Below are 17592 nucleotides of genomic sequence, written 5' to 3' on the forward strand. Positions count from 1 at the left end.
CGCGCCTGTACGACGAGCGGTCGCCGCTCGGATCCCTCCACAAGGGACAAAAGCAGGGCAGGCCCCGAAGTTTGGGAGAGCCGTCCCGCCGTGAGCGTGAAGGTCATCCAGGGTCTGTCGGCCGTCACCCATGACGTGCAGAATCGGCCGCATGACGGTCACCGTAGGCGAGCCGCCCACCCACAACACGCCCGTCGACCTCGCCCTGGGGTTCCTGACGGGCGGGGTGATCGGGGCGTCGCTGACCGCTTTCATCAGTGGGTGCGTCGTCGAGCGGGCGCCGTTGATCATCATGGGGCTGACCCTGCCCGCGGTCTACGGGTTCCTCTTCTTCCTCTCCACGCTGCCGCGTCGTGCCCGGGAGGCGGCCGTCGTGCCGCGCACGGCGCTCGCGGTGATCGAGAGTCTGGAGGCCGTCGGGGGCGAGACCAGCGACGTGCCGGTGCGCTTCGAGCTGTCCGTCGCGCCGGACGACGCGCCCCCGTTCCGGGTCCAGATACGGCAGGACATCAACCTCGTCGAGCTTCCCGACTACCGGGCGCGCGGGGTCGTGGTGGTGGAGTATCCGCCGGACCGGCCGTGGAAGACGCGGATCGTGAAGCGGCCAACGCCGGAGTGGGAGGAGCGGGCGGCCGTGGCCCGGGTGGATTCGGTGCCCGGTCCGGCTATGAAGAGCGATTCCCCGGTGGGCTGCGCCAGCGGTTTCCTCACGCTGTTCGGCCTGCTGCTCGGCGCGGCCGCCGTGCTCCTGCTGTTCCGTGCCGACCTGTTCGACTCCTACGCAGGCGAGAGCGGCCCCTCCGGAAGACCCTCCGTCTCCTCCTCGTCGTCCACGACCGCCGTGACGTCGGCGTTGGGCACGGTCACCCTCGGTCCGCGCCAGTCGATGCTCGACGAGGGTGAACTGCGCAAGGCCGTCGAGTCGTTGACACAGGGTACGAGCAAGCGCCTTGCTCTGACCGTCGTCGTGCAGGACCGCCTGCTGACGGTCGTCTTCGCCCCCACCGGCGTGGAGACCGCTGGGTTCGACCCGCGTTCCCTGCCCTACGATCGCGTCCCCGGTCTGGTCGAGGAGGCCAGGACCGGCCTCGGCTCGCCGCGGAGCTGGCAGCTGACCGCCGACGGCGTCACCGGCTCGCTCACGCTCACGGTCGTGGTGACCGGCGACGGGGAGGCGGGAACGCTGGAGGCGGACGGGCAGGGCAAAGTGCTGCGGCGCAGCGGCGGTTGACCGTACCCGGGGAGAGGAGTGCGCATGGGGTGGGACGAGTTTCTGGTGCTGTGGTGTGCGGTGTGGGGTGCGGTGGCGCTGGTCGGGTACGGCATGTCGCTGGCCGGGGTGACCAAGGCGCAGCGGACGGTGCGGCTCACGGGACGGATCAAGCGGGTGCGGGAGCCCCGGCACGGCGGGTCCCGCACAGGCGGGATATCGGTGGTCGTCTCCTACCGCGACCCGGCCTCCGGCCAGGAGGTCACCGTGACGAACGACGGTGAGCGCGGCGAGATAATCACCGCGGCGTGGGAGGGCCGGGAGATCGGGGTCAGCCACCCGCGGGGCAGACCGCACGCCTACCGGTTCTCCAACACTCCCGACGAGCCCGGCCGCGGGCTGTTCTGGCCCGGTTTCGCACTCTTCCTGGTCTACGTCGGGCTGGTGGTTCTCGCCGCGGTCGACCGGGGGTGGCCGTGGGCGCTGATCGGCTTCGGCGGGCCCTGGGCGATCGTCGCCGCCGCCCACCTGCCCCGGACGGTACGCGCCAAGAACGACCGCCTCGCCAGGCTGGCCGCGATGGACACTGTGCAGGGGCAGGTCGTCGCGGTCCTGAAGGACGTCAGCGTCGACCAGGACGATGGCCACACCCGGACCACCATTACCCCTGTCGTGTCGTTCACCACCCGCGAGGGCACAGCTGTCACGGCCCACTGCACGTCGCATCTCGCGGACCCCGCCGACGCCTACGGTCGTCACGTCACGGTCCACCACACGCCCGCTGATCCGGCCGACCTCACATTGGACCGCGCGGCCGAGCACCGCTCGGAGGGGCACGACGTGACGGTCAACGTCCTGGTGATCGTCGTGCTCGCGGCGACGGCCGTAGCGGGGGTGGCGTTCCTCTGAGGACCGAAAAGGTGCTGGCGAGGCCCAAGAGGAGGGCGCCGAGACGCCCGACAACCTGACCGACGTACGAACTGTTTCACCACTCGAAGGTCTTCCACTCTCGTTCAGGAATGCGGCCTTCGCTGGTGTCGTAGCAGCGGTCGGCCCATGCCGCTGCGACTATCACCGGGCGGCTCAGTACAACATCGCCTGCTCGCTGTGCCCGCAGCACCAACCCGAGTGGTGGCGAGCACAGATCGGCGCTCTGCGAGTACCAAGGTTCTCTGCTCTGGGCCGCGAGGTAGTCCCTGAACTCATCCTCCAGGCGTGAGGGCGTCTGCCCCACCAACCGCATCCCGTCCAGGGTCACCTGCGGGCCGCGTAGGGCGTTGACCGCAATGCCCGCCAGGCCGATCGAGTCGTCGTAATAGGTGGTGACCGCCGGCCCGGTGAACCTCGCGTCCATGCCTCGGTCAAGCCAGAATTCCGCCCACCCGTCGTTGCTTGAGGTGCCCTGGGAGACAGCGACGCTCATCGTGCCACGCACCGCTGCCGTGACCTGATCGTGCGTCATGCCGAATTCCAGTGGACCGACGCGCTGGAGAGGCGTGAACGCCCACGAGAGCCGCTGCGCCTCGACCACGACGTTCCAAACGTCAGTCGTCATGTTCCCCTCCGGGTGGAAGTGCCCTACCCCGCAGCCTGTGACGCGAAGATGGTAAAGGACAAATATCAGCTTCCTGGGCTACCCCGAGAGGTCTGAATCTGGCAGCCCGGTCAGTACTCCGGAACTGGCCGGGTTGAGGGTGTCGACCGTGCTCACTGACCAAGCGCTAACGCCCGGAGGCGCTCCAGTTGGCGTCGGGCTGTTGGATCGGGCCCGCTACCGGCTCGGGGCCCATGAAGGACAGGCACGAGCCGGTAGCGGGCCGCATGCCTACGCAGGGACGGAAGTGCCGAACTCCGCTTCGATGACCTTGAAGAGGAGGTCCCAGGTCTTCCATTCGGTGTTGGTGTGGAAGGCGATGGTGTGCTTGCCGTCGGAGGTGCCCACCGCGCAGAGGAAGGATCCCCAGAGGCTGCCACCCACGCCGCGCAGCGTCCGGCCGCCCGTGGCCTCCTTGTCGAACTCGAACAGGCCGAGGCCGTATCGAGCGTGCGGCATCCAGTAACTCCCCTCGGTGGAGACCGTGGTCCACATCTCGCGGTACTGGGCCGGCGGCAGCAGGCTGCCGCTCGCCATCGCGTTGATGAACCGGATCATGTCGCCGGTGGTGGAAACGACGTTACCGGCTGACCAGCCCGATGAGGTGTTGAACTCGGTGACGTCGAGGGGCTCGAGACCGGGTCCCTCGATCATCGATTCCCAGTTCTCCGGGGTGACCGTCGCCGGGTCGGCGCCGTCCTTGTAGAACAGGTTGGAGTACGCGCGCGGGTGCGGATGGGGGTATCCGGTGTCCTGCATGGGGCGGACGTAGGTGTTGGTCAGTCCGAGTGGCTGGATGACCCTGCGGTCGACCTCCTCGGCATAGCTGTTGCCGGTGACCTTCTCGATGATCGCCCCGGCGAGGTAGAAGCCGCCGTTGGCGTACTCGAAGCGTTCGCCGGGCTCGCCGACCGGCGGCTGGGAGACCGCCAGCCTGAGCAGATCTTCGGTGGTGAATTCGTCGAAGCGATGCGTGACGAACCCGGAGCGGGTGGCGTAGCGGTGGCTCAGCTCCGGTGCCAGGCCGGTGGAGAACAGGCCACTGGTGTTGTTGAGCAGGTGCCTGATGGTGATCTTGTTGCCGTCGTAGCCGTTGACGTTCAGCACGCCCGGTAGCCACTTCTCCACCGTGTCGTCGAGGCTGAGCCTGCCCTCGGCCTCGAGGCTCAGCATCGCGGCGGCGGTGAAGGCCTTGCCGCTGCTGCCGGTGTGCAGGTGCTCCCCCGGCTGACGCCGGGTACCGGTCTGGATGTTGGCTACTCCGGCGGTTGCGAACCAGTTTCCGTCCGCATCCCGGACCTCGGCCACGATGCCGGGTACGCCCACCTCGGCCACGGCCCAGTCGAGCACCCGCTGCAGCTTCTCGCGCCCCGCGTTGCCTTCATTGCCTGTCATGTTCATGCCTTTCGGAGGAAACCGGTCGCGTGTCCGTTGACGAACGGTCACGCGTTTCCGTACGTCCACAACGATGTCCACGGGCGCTGACAGGCCTCTTATAACGCTCTTACAGATGGCACGGCGCCACCATCGGGGCCTGTCACGTGCGCCGCACAGTGGCCCGTGCCCCATCGACACCCGGCCCTCATAGCCTGGTGAGTATGCGGATTGAAATGCTGGGGCCGGTCCGGGTCTATGCCGACGACGGCGCGCCGATCGACGTCGGCGGCGCCAGGGTTCGCGCGCTGCTGGCCCGGCTGGCACTGGCCACGGGGGAGGTGGTATCGCTCGAATCGCTCGTCGACGGTCTGTGGGGGGAGCACCCGCCCGGGGGAACCATCAACGCGTTGCATGCGCTGGTACATCGACTGCGCCGGGCTCTGGGCGGGGCCGGGGTCGTGGAGACGGCGGCCGGCGGGTACCGCCTGCACATCCGCGCCGAGGACGTCGACGCCTACCGGTTCGAGGAGCTGGCGAAGCGGGGCGACCGCGAACTCGCCGCAGGCGCCACGCAGCGGGCGGCCTCGCTGCTGGGCGAGGCACTGGCGCTGTGGCGGGGAGAAGCGCTGGCCGACGTACTCGATGTCCCCTTCGCCGGTACGGCTGGCGCGCGCCTGGCGGAGCTGCGCGTCGCGGCCGCCGAAGACCGGTTCGAGGCGGAGCTGCAACTGGGCCGCCACGACGAGATCCTGGCCGATATGGCGGCGCTGGCCGCTGGCCACCCGTTACGCGAACGGCTGGCCGGAATACGGATGCGAGCCCTGTCCGCGGCCGGCCGCCAGTCCGACGCGCTGGTCCTGTTCGAGGAGGTCCGCGGCACGCTCGCCGAGGAGCTGGGCATCGATCCCTGCGCGGAACTGCGGAAGACGCACCTCGCTGTGCTGCGGGGGAACCTCGACATCCCCGAGCCCCGGCAGGCATCGCCGGAAGCGGCGCCCGGACGTCTGCCGGCCCAGCTGACCAACTTCGTCGGTCGGGCGGACGAGCTGAGGTTACTGGCTGGGTTGCTGGAGACCTCTCGGCTGGTCACCGTCGTGGGGCCCGGGGGTGTGGGGAAGACCCGGCTGGCCGTGAAGGCGGTGAGCCGGCACCGCGCCCATCGCCGCGGCCGGGTCTGGCTCGTTCCCCTGGCCGGGGTGAGCACACCGGACGGGCTGCCCGAGGCGGTTCTGGGCACGCTCAACACCGCCGACGGCCGGCCTTCCAGTACACCCCTGGATCGAGTGGTCAACCTGCTCGCCGGCGGCGAAGGCGTACTGGTGCTGGACAACTGCGAACAGATCTCCGGACCGGCGGCGGAGTTCGCCCTGCACCTGCTCGAGCGCCGGCCGGACCTGACCATCCTGGCCACGAGCCGGGAGCCGCTTGAGGTCATGGGTGAGGCGCTGTGCCGGCTGGGTCCGCTCGACCTCCCCCCGGCACACGCGGATCCCGTCCGCGCCTCCGGATCGGCCGCGGTACGGCTGTTCCTCGATCGGGCGGCAGCCGTACGGCCCGACTTCGTACTGGACGCGACGACGACAGCCTCAGTCGTGGACATCGTGCGTCGGCTCGACGGGCTGCCGCTCGCCCTGGAACTGGCCGCGGCGCGGCTGCGGACCATGAGCGCCGACCAGGTCGCCCGGCGGTTGGATGACCGCTTCCGGCTGCTCAGCACCGGTAACCGGGCCGCCCAGCCCCGGCAGCAGACGCTGCATGCGGTCATCGAGTGGAGCTGGGATCTCCTCACCGAGCAAGAACGGACGCTGGCCCGCCGGATGTCGATATTCCCCGCGAGAACGGGTATCGCCGCGGTCGAGGCCGTCTGCTCGGATGAGACGCTCCCTGCGGGAGAGGTCCTGTACGTGCTCGAGTCCCTTGTCGACAAGTCCATGGTGGAGCCGGTCGGCGACGGGTACCGGATGCTGGAAACCATCCGAACCCACACGGCGGACAAACTCCAACTCGCGGGGGAAGACAGAACCGTTCTGCACAGACTCATCCGGCACTTCGCCGACCTGACCGAGGAACACGAGCCGCTGCTGCGCTCGGACAAGCAGGTGGAGTCGCTGCGGCTGTTCGAGGCCGAGTACGACAACCTGATGTTCGCCCTGCAAAAGGCCATCGACGGCGGCGACGCCGAGGCGGCGGCCCGGATCCTCGGCCCGCTGTACTGGTACTGGGTCATGCTCCGCTACGACAGTCGGGCCGACGCCTACCTGGCCAGAGTCCTCGAGCTCGGCGATGCGCTACCCGCGGACGCCCGGGCCGCGTTCACCGCGATCCACCTGGTGGCCGGTGAGAGAGGGCCGATCACAGATTCCGAGCGGCTGCGCGCGCTCATCGACGACTGCGCGCGCACGGGCGCACGGCGGCGGTATCCGATGCTGCTGACGATGCCACTGTTGATGGCGGCGATACTCGGGCTCGATGAGCTGGTCGATCGAGAGATCGCCCAGGTGCGGAGCGGCTCGGACCGCTGGGCGATCGCCTGCACCTTCGTGGTCGAAGCCATGCGATATCGCGAACGGGTCGACCAGGAGGGCTACGCGAGCGCGATGGCAGCGGCGTTGCACACGTTCGAGCAGGTGGGCGACCGATGGTGGACAGCGAAGATGCTGATCGGCATGGCGCAGATCCACGGCATCGGCGGTGACCACGACGAGGCGATCGCCGCCTACGAGCGCAGCGTCGCGATCGCCACCGACCTCGGCTCGCAGGACGAGGTCTCCACCCGGCTCGGCCTCGCCACCGAACGCATGCGCGGCGGCGACCTGACCGGCGCCCGGCACGACATCGACACCGCCGAACGAGCGGCCTGGGACCGCGGTCACCCCATGCTGGAGATCGAGGTCGTCGGCAACCTGGCCGAGCTGTACCGCCGCTCCGGCGACGTCGAACGGGCCGATCAAGAACTCGACCGGATGGAGACGCTCGCCCGTGAGCTGCTCGTTCCGGCCGAGACGATGCAGAACGCGCTGGTCCCCGCCAGGATGGCGAACCTCCTCACCGCCGGGGACGCCGCACGCGCACGCGAGCTGCTGCTCCGCACCGTCCAAGCGGCGCAGGCGCGCATGGACACCTCATCGGCCGCCCATCTCCTGGCCTGGCTGCTCCTGCTGGAAGGCGATCCGGCCGGCGCGGCCGGCGCGCTCGGCCTGAGCCAGGCCATCCGGGGCACCTTCGACCACGGCGACGTCGAACTACGCTCGCTCGTGGAGGCTCTCGTGGACCGGCTCGGCCGTACCGATTACGACAGGGCCTACCGCCGAGGCGCCGACATGACACGGCAAGAGGCCATCGACCGGCTGACGAATCCGCGCCTATGAGGCCAAAATTAGGATCACTAACAGTGGTGCCAGCACATTTGTCGTGACGGTGCAGAAGACCGGCATCCCCAGAACGATCGCCGAGGTCTACGAGGTCAGACGGTAAAGGTTGGCAAGGCCGAGGTTCGGGCCCGTCAGCGCGGCCGACGGAGTTTGTTCAATCGCCTGACTCGTTGTAGGCCACCGTCGTTGCCGGCGTGCACGGTGGCGCCGCGTGCTGGTCGCTCCGGCAGGCCCCGCCGCCGTCCCCGGCCCGGTGCGGACGGACCGACACCAGGAAGGTCACCGGGTCGGGGCGCAGCTCGTACTGCGCCAGCACGCCGGGTCCGCACGATCCGCTGCCCAACCCGTGCTGGGCGAGATCCAGGTTGACGTGGACCGCGTCGCGGGGCACCAAATCGATCGTGTGCCGGGCCGCGTCCAGATCCTCGCTGCTCCAGGGACGGGCGGTCAGCTGGAAGACCGGCCGGCCTTCGAAACGCAGGCCGGCGCCGTCCGGACCGGTCAGGGTCGCCCAGCGTACGTCGGCACGGCAGCCGTTCTCCTGCGGACGGACGTACGGCGTCTGCATCTGCTCCACGGTCATGGCGTACCGGCCGACCCGGGCGGCCTGCCAGGAGTCCGCGTACGCCTCACCCGGTCCACGCCCGTACCACTCGACGTCGCGCAGGGCGGCGGGCACCGCGAGACGCAGGCCGAGCCGGGGCACCGGGAAGGGCCACTCCCCCTCCGGCCGCACCTCGAGCCGCAGGAGCAGTCCGTCGTCGTCGGGCGCCCAACGGTAGGTGGCGAGGATGCCGAGATCGCGGCCGGCCGGGGCGACCCGGGTACGGACCACCAGCTGACCGTCGCCCGCATCGACACCGATGAGCCGGTGCCGTAGCCGATGCAGGCCGTACGCCCGCCACTGCTCGTGCAGGAAGCGGTCGTTGTCGACGGGTGCCCGCCACAGGTCCAGTTGTGGGCCGGTCAGGACGAGGTCGCCGAGTCTGCGCAGCCGGCCGGTGACCGCGTCGAACTCCGCCGCACCGAGGCGCGGGCCGGAGCCGGTGGTCGGCCCGAAGCTGGTGGTCGGCTCGGAGCCGGCTGGTGTATCCGGAACCCCGGCCGGCGGCACGGGCGGCGGGCACATCTGCGCCTGGCCCCAGGCGACCTCGTGCCCGGCCGGCGCCCACGGCTCGTCGCCGGCGAGCACGGCCGAGACGGTGAGGTACGCCTCCACGGCGCCGTGCGGCAGCGCCGGAGCGGCCACCAGCACCGTCTGCCCGGACAGCACCGCCGGCACGGGCAGCACTCCGGTGGCCACGGGTGTCCCCGCCTCGTCCCACCGCCACTGGAACTCCAGGTGGGACAGGTCCACCATGTCGTACCGGTTGGTGATCCGCACCTGCCCGGCGTCGACGTCGACGCGTACCGGCTCGATGACTTTCTTGTACTGGATCGCGCCGGGCGAGGGGGCGCGGTCGGGGAAGAAGAGCCCGTCCACGACGAAGTTGCCGTCGTGCAACTCCTCGCCGAAGTCACCGCCGTAGGCGAAGTACCCGCGCCCGTCCTCGTGCGTCCGGCGGATGCCGTGGTCGAGGTACTCCCAGACGAAACCGCCCTGACAACGGGGGTACGCGTCGAACAACGCCTGGTACTCGGCCAGGTTGCCCGGACCGTTGCCCATCGCGTGGGCGTACTCGACGAGGATGAACGGCAGCCCACGGCGGTGGGCGTCGGCGTCCGGATCGGACAGCGGCGGCTCGGCGCGCCGGCCGATCGCGTCGACCTCGTCCACCGGCAGGTACATCCGGCTGTAGACGTCGACGTAGCGGCTGTCGAGGTCGTGCTCGTAGTGGATCGGGCGGGACGGGTCGCGGCGGCGGGTCCACTCGGCCATCGCCCGCAGGTTGTCCCCGGAGCCCGACTCGTTGGCCAGCGACCAGATGATGACGCTGGGGTGGTTCTTGTCCCGCTCCACCATCCGGGCCATCCGGTCCAGGTACGCCTCCCGCCACCGCGGGTCGTCGCTGGGGTTGCCGCGCCAGCCGACCTCGCAGAAGCCGTGCGTCTCCAGGTCACACTCGTCCACCACCCACAGCCCCAACTCGTCGCAGAGCGCCAGGAACCGGGGGTGCGGCGGGTAGTGGCTGGTCCGGACGGCGTTCACGTTGTGCTGCTTGAGCAGCAGTACGTCGGCACGCATGTCGTCCTCGATCAGCGCACGACCCCGCTCGGGGTGCCACTCGTGCCGGTTGACCCCCCGGAAGACGATGCGGCGCCCGTTGACCGTGAGTATCCCGTCGACGACGGCTACCGTGCGGAACCCGACGGCGACCTCGACCCGCTCGGTGTCGGTACGCAGCGTGCCCCGGTACAGCCGGGGCCGCTCGGCCGACCACGGCTGCACGGCGTCGACCTCGTACGGCCCGGCGCCGGGGACGTCGACCAGGTTCAACTCGGGGATGCTGAGCAGGGCCGGTACCGGTGTGTCGACGCGCAGCAGCCCGCGTCCGGTCCGGTGGTCGTAGTCGGCCGTGACGGAGAAGTCCTCGATCCCACCGGCTGGCCGGGCGAGCAGGCTCACGTCGCGGAAGATGCCGGACAGCCACCACATGTCCTGGTCCTCCAGGTAGCTGCCGGCCGACCACTGGTGCACCCGTACCGCGAGCACGTTGCGGCCCGGGCGCAGGTGGGCGGTGACGTCGAACTCGGCGGGCAGTCGGCTGCCGGTGGACCAGCCCAGCGGCTCGCCGTTGAGCCAGGCGGCGAAGCAGGAGTCCACGCCGTCGAAGCGCAGTACCGCTGCCGACTCCGGCCAGGACGCCGGCACCTCGAAGACCAGGCGGTGGTCGCCGGTCGGGTTCTCGTCCGGCACGTACGGCGGATCCACCGGAAACGGGAACGTGCAGCAGGTGTAGATCGGCTTCCCATGGCCCTGTAGCTGCCAGTGCCCGGGTACGGTCAGCAGGTCCCAGTCCGAGTCGTCGAGGTCGACGGCGGCGGGGGGCGCCCCGGCAGCGGCCACGCTCGGCGAGAGCCGGAACCGCCACTGGCCGTTGAGGCTGAGCCTCGGGGCGTCGGAGGAGAAGACCGACCGTGCCGGCCGGCGGCCGAATCCCGGTGCGTACTGATGGTGGATTGGCGACACAGGGCTCCCCGTACTCACGTCGGTTGCGACCGGGCCGTCGCCGGCACCGATCCGGTCACCGCCGGCCTGTCCAGGTCCAGGAAGGCCAGCTCGCTCTGCAGTACCAGCACCGCGCCCCCGATCGCCGCGGCGTCCGACCCGCTCACCGACATCACCACCCGGACCGGGTGTGCCCGCCGGGCAAAGGTGCGCCGCCGCACCTCCGCCTCGATCACCGAGTGGTAGATCGTGCGGGCCACGGCCAGGCTCGGTCCGGCGAGCACGATCACGTCGAGGTCGAAGAGGTTGGTCATGGTGGTGGCGGCGGTACCGATGTAGCGCGCGGATCGTTCGATCAGGCGGCGGGCGGTCGGGTCACCGGCGCCGGCGGCGGTCGCGATGCGGCGGAACCCGGTCATGACGTCGGGGTCGTCCGGGTCGAGCCCCAGGCGTTGACCCAGCCCGGAGGCCTCCATCGCCTGCTTGACCAGCGCCGACGGGTCGGCGTAGTTGCCGAGGCAGCCGTGGTTGCCACAGTCGCAGGGGTCGCCGTCGATGTCGATGGTGATGTGGCCGATCGCGACGCCGTTGGAGGAGCTGCCCCGGTACACCTCGCCGTCGACGACGACACCGCCGCCGATCCCGCTGGCCATGTAGACGCATCCGAACGCCCGCTCCGCCACCGCCCCCAGCCAGTGCTCGCCGATCGCCGCGGCGACGGCATCATTGTCGAGCAGCACCGGCAGACCGAGGAGCCCGGACAGGAACGGCCCGACCGGGTAGCCGAACCACTCGTCCGTGGGCTGGTGGGTGAGCAGCACGCCCGCCTGCCGGTCCTGCGGACCATAGGTCGCCAGGCCCACCCCGAGCACCCGGTCCCGGTCGACCGCCGCCGTACCGAGCAGCGCGTCCACCCGCGCGGCGACCAGTGACAGCGCCTGCTGCGGCGGCATCAGCGCGGTGCTGGGAAACGACGTCCGGGCGACCTGCTGACCGGTCAGGTCGACGACGACGATGACACAGGTGTTGCGCTCGAACAGGATTCCCACGGCGTACCGGGCATCCGGGTTGACCTGTAGCAGCGTCGGCGGCTTGCCGCCGGTGGAGGCGCCGCGCCCCACCTCGACCACGAGTCCGTGGTCCATCAGCTCCCGCACGACACCGGTGATGGTGGCGGGCGTGAGCCCGGAGGTCGCGGCCAGCTCGATCCGGCTGACGGTGCGCGCCGACCGGATGTGGTTGAGCACGGTCCCGCGCGTCCTCGGCCTGCCGGCCCCGGTGGGGCTGGGCACCATCCGACCTCCCTCGCCGCCAACACGCCGTGGCGGCCGATCTCGTACGGCTGGGTCATCGGTCAACTGGCCGCTGATCCTCCCATCGATCGGTGTAGTGGTCGTAGCTGGCGGCCACGTCGGCGGGGGTGAGGGCGGTGCCGGGGTCGACCTCCGCTGGCCGGTGCCGGCGCTGCGGGTCGGGTGAGGCCGCGGCCAGCAACCGGGTGTAGGGGTGCCGGGGACGCAGGATCACCTCGTCGGCGGGACCGCGTTCCACCACCCGTCCCCGGTACAGCACCAGGACGTCGTCGGAGAAGTGCCGGGCGGTGGCCAGGTCATGGGTGATGTACAGGACCGCGAGACCCTCCTCGCGCTGCAGGCGGGCCAGCAGCCTGAGGATCTCCAACCGGATGGAGACGTCGAGCATCGACACGGGCTCGTCGGCGACGATGACCTTCGCGCCGGGGGCGAGCGCCCGGGCGATGGCGACCCGCTGGCGCTGCCCGCCGGAGAGCTCGTGTGGGCGTCGGTGCACCACCTCGTGAGCGGGCAGGGTCACCCGGTCGAGCAGTTCCAGCACCTGCCGCCAGGTCTCCGCCCGGCCCCGGGCTCGGCGGTGCAGCCGCAGTGGCCGGGCGAGATGATGCTCCACTGTGTGGTAGGGGTTCAGCGAGGCGAACGGGTCCTGGAACACCATCTGGACGTGGTCGCGGTGGGCGGCGGCCGATATCGGTGTGCCCTGCGGGCCGTGGAGCAGGACCTGGCCCGCCGTCGGCTTCTCCAGCCGGGCGATGATGCGGGCGATGGTGCTCTTGCCGGAGCCCGACTCGCCGACCAGCCCGAGAGTGCGACCGGGCGCGATGGTGAACGAGACGTGGTCGACCGCCCGTAGCCGGGATCGGCGCAGCCCGTCGCGAACGGAAAAGTCCTTGACCAGGTCCCGCACCCGCAACGTGGTGCTCACCGCGCACCCCCCGGCGACGTCGGTTCGCCCTCCGACCGGGCCGCCGGCTCCCCGGGACGGATCAGCTCGCCCCGCTCACCGGTCAGGCTGGGAAAGGAATCGAGCAGGTGCCGGGTGTACGGGTGGCTCGGCCGGGTCGAGATCTGCTCGGCCGTGGCGTGCTCGACGATCCGGCCGTCCCGCATGATCGCGATCCGGTCGCTCACCTCCAGCAGCAACGGCAGGTCGTGGGTGATGAACAGGACGGCGAAACGCAGCTCGTCGCGGAGCCGTCGGACCTCGCGGAGGATCTCCCGCTGCACCACCACGTCCAGGGCGGTGGTCGGCTCGTCCAGGACGACGATCTGGGGCTCCAGCAGCAGCGCCATGGCGATCATCACCCGCTGTCGCATGCCACCGGACAGCTCGTGCGGGTACGCCCGCAGCCACCGCAGGTCCACCCCGACCAGTGTCAGCGCCTCGCGGCAACGGGCGTACCGCTCCCGGCGGGACAGCCGTGGTCGGTGGGTGGTGAGCACGTCCGCCAGCTGGGCCCGGATCGTCATGACGGGATTCAGCGCGTTCATGGCGCCCTGGAACACCATGGACAGTTCGGCCCACCGGCTGGCCCGTAGCTGCCCCTCGGCCAGGGCCAGCACATCGGTGTCCCGCCCGGACCGGTCGTGCAGGGTCACCGCGCCGGCCGTGATCTCCGCCGGTGGGCGGAGCAACCGGCTGACCGCGTACGCGAGGGTGGTCTTGCCGCAGCCGGACTCGCCGGCCAGTCCGAGGATCTCGCCCCGGCCCAGCGTGAACGAGACGTCGCGCACGGCGCGCACCGGGCGTTCGACCTGGTACGTCACCGACAGGTCCCGCACCGACAGCACGGTGTCGGCGTCGGGGCGCGGAACGGGCAGGGGCGCCACCGGCCGATCCACCGGCTGGCGTCGACGGGGGATGTTCCGCAGCCGTGGATTGATGATCTCGTCGAGGCTGAAGTTCACCAGTGCCAGGCCGCAGCCGAACAGCGCGATGACCAGACCGGGCGGGACGAACCACCACCAGGCACCGCGCTGGAGCGCGAACCCGTTCTGGGCGTAGTTCAGCATGGTGCCGAGGGTCGCCGAGTTGGACGCGCCGAGGCCGAGGAAGGAGAGCCCGGCCTCGCTCAGGATCGCCGCGATCATGGCGAAGACCAACTGGGAGGCGAGCAACGGCAACAGGTTGGGCAGTATCTCCACCGCGACGACCCGCCACGGCCGCTCGCCGCCGAGCCGCGAGGCGAGCACGTAGTCGCGGTTGCGCAGGGACAGGGTCTGGGCCCGCAACACCCGCGCCGACCCGGCCCACCCGGTGACGGCCAGCACCACCGCGATGGTCCACGCGCCACGGGCGGACGCGGGCACGAACGCGGAGATCACGATCACCAGGGGAAGGCCGGGGATCACCAGCATCACGTTCGACAGCAGCGAGAATGCCTCGTCCACCAGGCCGCCGAGGTAGCTGCCGACGATGCCGAACAGCGCCGACAGGACGGTGGCCAGGACGCCGACCAGGACGCCGATGTACAGCGACCCGCGGGTGGCGTACGCGAGTTGCGCCAGCACGTCCTGACCGGTCTGGGTGGTGCCGAGCGGGTACGCCGCGCTGGGCCCGGTCAGGCCGATGTCGCTGATCGCCTCCGGGTCGCCGACGACGAGCGGACCGAGCAGGGCCCATCCGGTGATCGCGAGGATGAGACCACCGCCGACGAGCAGCTTCGGTGACCGGCGGGGTACCAGGTCCCGCCAGAAGACCCGCGGCCGGGCGACCACGAGGTCGGGGTTGAGGTTCGTCACCGTCGCCGCCTCAGCCGCCGGCCCGTACCCGCGGGTCGACCAGGCCGTACAGCAGGTCGACCAGCAGGTTCGCGCCGAGCACGGTGATCGTGATGACCAGGAAGATGCCCTGCATCAGGGCGTAGTCGTTGCTCTGCACGGCCTGCAGCAGCTTGGCGCCGATGCCCGGGTACGCGAACACCTGCTCGGTGACGATGGAGCCGGCGACCACGAACCCCAGTGAGATGGCGAAGCCGGCGGCGGTCGGCAGGACCGCGTTGCGGGCGGCGTACCAGGCCATGATGCGGCTGTCCCGCAGTCCCTTCGCCCGCGCGGTCAGCACGAAGTCCTCGGCCATCGTCGACACCATCATGTTGCGGGTACCCAGCAGCCACGCACCGGCCGAGGAGAGAACGATGGTGAGCGCGGGCAACACCCCGTGGTAGACGGCGGAGGACAGGAACGGCCCGTTCCACCCCGGCGTGAGGGTGACGTCGTACCCGCCCAGCAGCGGAAACCAGCCCAGCCCCGAGCCGAGGACCGCGACCAGGATCAGCGCCAGCCAGAAGTACGGCACGGCCGACAGCACGGTGGTCGCGGGCAGCAGGGAGTCCAGCCAGGTGCCGCGCCGCCATCCGACCAGCACACCGAGGCCGGTGCCGATCAGCACGGACAGCAGCGTGGCCAGGCCCACCAGTACGACGGTCCACGGCAGCGAGGTGGCGATGACCGACGAGACCGGCGCGGGAAAGTCGCTCACCGAGATGCCGAGCTGACCGCGTGCCAGGTTGCCCAGGTAGCCGACGTACTGGCGCGGCAGCGACTCGCCGCTGTCCGTACCGAGCAGCAGTTCGTACGCGCGACGGGTCGACGGGTCGACGGCGCCGCCGCGCTGCTGGAGCTTTGCCAGCAGGATGTCCACCGGGTCGCCGGGCAGCATTCGGGGAATGAGGAAGTTCAGGGTCAGCGCCGACCAGAGGGCGACCAGGTAGAACGTCAGCTTCCGCAGGTAGTAGCGCATGCCGTGGAGCCGCTCAGCTGCCCACGGGCTTGAGCCGCTTCATGACCTCCGCGTTGTCCGGCGACTGCCAGACCGCCGGCATGGCGTACGGGGCGTCCCCGGTCGGCCAGCCGGTGAACTTCGCGGCGTGGTACTCGGTCACCGTGCCCTGGGTCAGCACCGGGATGTACGCCATCGACTCCTCGACCCGGGTCTGGACGGTGTCGAGATGGCCCTGCCGCGCAGCCGTGTTCTTCGGGTCGAGCGTGGTCAGCGCGGCGAGCGCCCGGTCCACCTGCGGATCGGAGAAGCGGCTCCAGTTCGTGCTGGCCTTGCCGCCCACCTTGGCCGTGCCCTGCGTGCCGAAGAAGTAGCTGTACAGGTAGTAGGGGTCCGGCGCGGGGCCCTGGTTCAACGAGTCCATGATCAGTTGGAACCGGCCGCTCTGCCGCTGGGAGGTCCACTCGTTCCAGGACAACTGCTCGACGGTGAGCTTGATGCCGACCTGTTTGAGCTGCTGCGCCATCGTGCTCAGCGCGGTGATGTAGTCCGCCCAGCCGGCGACGGTCTTCACCGTGAGCGAAAGCTGACTGCCGCCCTTGGCGTAGACGCCGTCGCCGTTCCTGCGGTAGCCGGCATCCTCCAACAGCTGCCGCGCCCGGGCCGTGTCCGGCTGCATCGGCGCGACCCGGTTCCGCAGCCGGCTCGAGATCACGGCGTTGTCCCGGGCGAGCAGTCCGAAACCCGGCGAGATCTCGCTGGAGGTGCCCTCGAAGGCCAGCGTGTTGGTCTGGGTTCGGTGAAGGCCGTGGTAGATCGCCTGCCGCACCGCCGGATCGGTCTGCGGCCCGGCGCAACCCAGGGCCGGGTTGCTACAGGTGGCGAGCACCATCTGATTGAGTGGGGTGATCAGCGCCTTGTACCCGGGGTAGTTCTTCTCGATGTTCTTGACGTCCGGTACCGGTGCCGACTGCCAGTCGACCTGCCGGGCCCGCAGCGCCTGCTCGCCGGACTGGTTGCCCGACAGTGCCAGGAAGCGGACCTTCTTGACCGCGGGTGCACCACCCCAGTAGTTCGGGTTCGCAGCATAGGTGAACGCCTGCGGCTTGAACTCGGCCAGCGTGTACGGGCCGGTGCCGACCGGACTGCTGAGCGTGTCGGTCGCCGGGTTGTCGATGTCCTTCCATTTGTGCTCCGGCACGATGTAGATCCGGCCGAGGACCTGCGGGCCGCGTACGAAGGAAGGGCGGTCGAAGGTGACCACGACGTGGGTCTCGTCGGGAGCGGTGGCGTGGCCGTCGAAGCCGGCGCCGTTCATCTCCTTGTGCCGGGTCAGCAGGTCCAGGGTGAACAACACGTCCCGCGCGGTGAACTTCTGGCCGTCGGACCAGGCAACGTTCTCCCGCAGGGTGATGGACAGCTGCGTGCCGTCGGTGTTCCAGGAGTAGTTCGTGGCCAGGCGTGGTTCGGGTTCGGCGGCCCGCAGGATGTTGAAATAGAACAGCGGCTCGAAGATGGTCCCGATCCCGCCGATGCTGCTCGAATACGGATTGAAGTTGATCTGGTAGTCACTGGACTGGCCGGTGTACGCGACGAGGGTGGCGTCTGCGTCACCCGACCCGTCATCGTCGGACGACCCGCAGGCCGCAATGACCAGTGCCGCCGCGACCAGCACGGCCGAGGCACGTAGTCCCGACGCTCTTGTCCTGCACAGCATCGCCACGCCCTCCCGGGATATGGGACGAGGAGCCGACCAGCGTCCATCGATATCCGTCGTACTGACGGCGATGATTATTGAGCAAGTTAAATAAGTCCGTCAACAGCACCCGGCTCGGCACGCGAGCGCCCCGATCGAATTGTCACCTCATAGGCGTCTATGTCCATCCGATCGATGGCA

Annotated in this window: 11 protein-coding genes; 3 read left to right on the forward strand and 8 right to left on the reverse strand. The window is 70.0% G+C overall.

From position 1 onward, the window contains the following. Nucleotides 1-151: 151 nt before the first annotated feature. Together H4W31_RS32980 and H4W31_RS32985 are read left to right on the forward strand one after the other, a co-directional pair. Nucleotides 152-1231 (forward strand): hypothetical protein, encoded by a 1080-nt coding sequence (locus tag H4W31_RS32980; RefSeq protein ID WP_192770187.1) that lies wholly within the window; start codon nucleotides 152-154, stop codon nucleotides 1229-1231. A 24-nt stretch (nucleotides 1232-1255) separates the two neighbouring features. Further along, nucleotides 1256-2119 (forward strand): DUF3592 domain-containing protein, encoded by an 864-nt coding sequence (locus H4W31_RS32985; RefSeq protein WP_192770188.1) that lies wholly within the window; start codon nucleotides 1256-1258, stop codon nucleotides 2117-2119. Nucleotides 2120-2195: 76 nt separating this feature from the next. Here the strand turns inward: H4W31_RS32985 and H4W31_RS43365 are convergent, their stop codons facing one another. Together H4W31_RS43365 and H4W31_RS32995 are read right to left on the reverse strand one after the other, a co-directional pair. Further along, nucleotides 2196-2765 carry a hypothetical protein gene (locus H4W31_RS43365; RefSeq protein WP_225945794.1) on the reverse strand — a complete coding sequence of 190 codons (570 nt, stop codon included), beginning with the start codon at nucleotides 2763-2765 and terminating at the stop codon, nucleotides 2196-2198. 270 nt (nucleotides 2766-3035) lie between these two features. Next, the gene (locus tag H4W31_RS32995) at nucleotides 3036-4199 is read right to left on the reverse strand and encodes a serine hydrolase domain-containing protein (protein WP_225945795.1); all 1164 of its coding nucleotides are present in this window, start codon (nucleotides 4197-4199) and stop codon (nucleotides 3036-3038) included. A 146-nt stretch (nucleotides 4200-4345) separates the two neighbouring features. Here H4W31_RS32995 and H4W31_RS33000 point away from each other — a divergent pair, with 146 nt between their 5' ends. Further along, entirely contained in the window at nucleotides 4346-7549 is a 3204-nt protein-coding gene (locus tag H4W31_RS33000; protein WP_318783544.1) for a BTAD domain-containing putative transcriptional regulator, read from the forward strand. A 157-nt stretch (nucleotides 7550-7706) separates the two neighbouring features. On the opposite strand, the gene H4W31_RS44515 is transcribed toward H4W31_RS33000, so the two are convergent. From H4W31_RS44515 to H4W31_RS33030, 6 genes are read right to left on the reverse strand one after another with little or no spacing between them, the layout of a single operon-like run. Further along, nucleotides 7707-10682 carry a glycoside hydrolase family 2 TIM barrel-domain containing protein gene (locus H4W31_RS44515; protein ID WP_318783545.1) on the reverse strand — a complete coding sequence of 992 codons (2976 nt, stop codon included), beginning with the start codon at nucleotides 10680-10682 and terminating at the stop codon, nucleotides 7707-7709. Nucleotides 10683-10696: 14 nt separating this feature from the next. Continuing rightward, on the reverse strand, nucleotides 10697-11956 hold the full coding sequence (locus tag H4W31_RS33010) for an ROK family transcriptional regulator (RefSeq protein ID WP_192770189.1): 1260 nt from the start codon (nucleotides 11954-11956) through the stop codon (nucleotides 10697-10699). A 52-nt stretch (nucleotides 11957-12008) separates the two neighbouring features. Then, a complete protein-coding gene (locus H4W31_RS33015; RefSeq protein ID WP_192770190.1) occupies nucleotides 12009-12899 on the reverse strand; it encodes an ABC transporter ATP-binding protein in 891 nt (296 codons plus the stop codon). Then, nucleotides 12896-14716 carry a dipeptide/oligopeptide/nickel ABC transporter permease/ATP-binding protein gene (locus tag H4W31_RS33020; protein ID WP_192770191.1) on the reverse strand — a complete coding sequence of 607 codons (1821 nt, stop codon included), beginning with the start codon at nucleotides 14714-14716 and terminating at the stop codon, nucleotides 12896-12898. Before H4W31_RS33020 ends, H4W31_RS33015 begins: the two co-directional genes overlap by 4 nt. A gap of 10 nt (nucleotides 14717-14726) precedes the next feature. Next, nucleotides 14727-15716, reverse strand: coding sequence for an ABC transporter permease (locus tag H4W31_RS33025; protein ID WP_192770192.1), 990 nt, complete (start codon nucleotides 15714-15716; stop codon nucleotides 14727-14729). A gap of 13 nt (nucleotides 15717-15729) precedes the next feature. Beyond that, nucleotides 15730-17412 (reverse strand): ABC transporter substrate-binding protein, encoded by a 1683-nt coding sequence (locus H4W31_RS33030; protein ID WP_192772579.1) that lies wholly within the window; start codon nucleotides 17410-17412, stop codon nucleotides 15730-15732. Nucleotides 17413-17592 lie beyond the last annotated feature (180 nt).

The organism is Plantactinospora soyae (assembly GCF_014874095.1).
GTDB classification, from domain to species: domain Bacteria; phylum Actinomycetota; class Actinomycetes; order Mycobacteriales; family Micromonosporaceae; genus Plantactinospora; species Plantactinospora soyae.